This is a genomic window from Gluconobacter cadivus (assembly GCF_015244745.1).
Classification (GTDB): Bacteria; Pseudomonadota; Alphaproteobacteria; order Acetobacterales; family Acetobacteraceae; genus Gluconobacter; species Gluconobacter cadivus.
This window is the reverse complement of record NZ_JABCQI010000017.1, coordinates 1-2,500: the sequence shown is the minus strand read 5'-3', so window position 1 is coordinate 2,500 and position 2,500 is coordinate 1. Positions and strand designations below refer to the sequence as shown.

The window sequence follows — 2,500 nt, the reverse complement described above, 5'->3', positions numbered from 1 at the left end:
TTTCTGTTTGCAGCGAGCTTAAGCCGTTAGGTGTAGGCGTAGCGAAAGCGAGTCTGAATAGGGCGAATGAGTTGCTGGCAGAAGACCCGAAACCGAGTGATCTAGCCATGGCCAGGCTGAAGGTGCGGTAACACGCACTGGAGGGCCGAACCCACGCCTGTTGAAAAAGTCGGGGATGAGCTGTGGCTAGGGGTGAAAGGCCAATCAAACTCGGAGATAGCTGGTTCTCCGCGAAATCTATTGAGGTAGATCGTCGGGTGTTTACCCTGGGGGGTAGAGCACTGGATGGGCTAGGGGGGCCCAAAGCCTTACCAAACCTAACCAAACTCCGAATACCCAGGAGTATAGCCCGGCAGACAGACAGTGGGTGCTAAGGTCCATTGTCGAGAGGGAAACAGCCCAGACCACCAGCTAAGGCCCCTAAATCGTGGCTAAGTGGGAAAGGATGTGGGGATTCCAAAACAACCAGGAGGTTGGCTTAGAAGCAGCCATCCTTTAAAGAAAGCGTAATAGCTCACTGGTCTATTAGAAACCCTGCGCCGAAAATGTAACGGGGCTCAAGCCACGTGCCGAAGCTGTGGGTGCATTCTTTAGAATGCGCGGTAGCGGAGCGTTCCGTAAGTCTGCGAAGGAGACGGGGTGACCCTCTCTGGAGATATCGGAAGTGCGAATGCTGACATGAGTAGCGACAAACAGTGCGAGAAACACTGTCGCCGAAAGTCCAAGGGTTCCTGCGCAAGGTTAATCCACGCAGGGTGAGCCGGCCCCTAAGGCGAGGGCGAGAGCCGTAGTCGATGGGAACCAGTTTAATATTACTGGGCCTGCCAGAAGTGACGAATGAGAGATGTTGTCTGTCCTTAACGGATTGAACAGGCTTTTCAATCATTCCAGGAAATAGCTCTGGCGTATAGACCGTACCCGAAACCGACACAGGTGGACTGGTAGAGAATACCAAGGCGCTTGAGAGAACGATGCTGAAGGAACTAGGCAAATTGCTCGTGTAACTTCGGGATAAACGAGACCCGCTCGTGGGCAACCATGGACGGGTGGCACAGACCAGGGGGTAGCGACTGTTTAGTAAAAACACAGGGCTCTGCGAAATCGTGAGATGACGTATAGGGCCTGACGCCTGCCCGGTGCCGGAAGGTTAAGAGGAGGTGTGCAAGCACTGAATTGAAGCCCCGGTAAACGGCGGCCGTAACTATAACGGTCCTAAGGTAGCGAAATTCCTTGTCGGGTAAGTTCCGACCTGCACGAATGGCGTAACGACTTCCCCACTGTCTCCAGCATCGACTCAGCGAAATTGAATTCCCCGTGAAGATGCGGGGTACCCGCGGTCAGACGGAAAGACCCTATGAACCTTTACTGCAGCTTTGCAGTGGCATCAGAGACATTCTGTGTAGGATAGGTCGGAGGCTTTGAAGCCGGGGCGCCAGCACCGGTGGAGCCATCCTTGAAATACGACCCTGAATTTTTCTGATGTCTAACCGAGACCAGTAAGCCTGGTCCGGGACCCTGCATGGTGGGCAGTTTGACTGGGGCGGTCGCCTCCCAAAGTGTAACGGAGGCGCGCGATGGTGGGCTCAGGCCGGTCGGAAACCGGCTGTCGAGTGCAATGGCATAAGCCCGCCTGACTGTGAGAGTGACAGCTCGATCAGAGACGAAAGTCGGCCATAGTGATCCGGTGGTCCCACGTGGACGGGCCATCGCTCAACGGATAAAAGGTACTCTAGGGATAACAGGCTGATCTCCCCCAAGAGTCCACATCGACGGGGAGGTTTGGCACCTCGATGTCGGCTCATCACATCCTGGGGCTGGAGCAGGTCCCAAGGGTTCGGCTGTTCGCCGATTAAAGTGGTACGTGAGCTGGGTTTAGAACGTCGTGAGACAGTTCGGTCCCTATCTGCCGTGGGTGTAAGAGACTTGAGAGGATTTGTCCCTAGTACGAGAGGACCGGGATGAACATACCTCTGGTGCACCGGTTGTCACGCCAGTGGCACAGCCGGGTAGCTAAGTATGGACGGGATAACCGCTGAAAGCATCTAAGCGGGAAACCCACCTCAAAACGAGGTCTCATAGAGCCGTGACAGACCATCACGTTGATAGGCCGGGTGTGAAAGTGCAGTAATGCATGCAGCTAACCGGTCCTAATCGCTCATACTTCTCACAACAAAACACATGCACAGAAATCAGCCACACTCTCTTCACACCGCACCAACCGCCACCCTCTCTCAAAAGACAGGGTGGGCTGGAAGACCTGGTGGCCATTGCGAGGGCCCTACACCCGATCCCATCCCGAACTCGGCCGTGAAATCCCTCAGCGCCTATGATACTGCACCTTAAGGTGCGGAAAAGTCGGTCGCCGCCAGGTCCCCCAGCCCACTCAATACAACTCTCAATCCCCCAACATCACACAATACCCACGCGGGGTGGAGCAGCCCGGTAGCTCGTCAGGCTCATAACCTGAAGGCCGCAGGTTCAAATCCTGCCCCCGCAACCA

At 55.3% G+C, this 2,500-nt stretch carries 1 tRNA gene and 2 rRNA genes (1 of these 3 cut by a window edge); all 3 read left to right on the top strand.

Annotated elements, in window-relative coordinates:
• Positions 1 to 2,171 (top strand): 23S ribosomal RNA (locus HKD28_RS15370) (it extends 566 nt beyond the left edge of the window).
• 85 nt (positions 2,172 to 2,256) lie between these two features.
• Positions 2,257 to 2,371 (top strand): 5S ribosomal RNA (gene rrf / locus HKD28_RS15365).
• Positions 2,372 to 2,423: 52 nt separating this feature from the next.
• A tRNA-Met gene (locus HKD28_RS15360) sits at positions 2,424 to 2,500 on the top strand.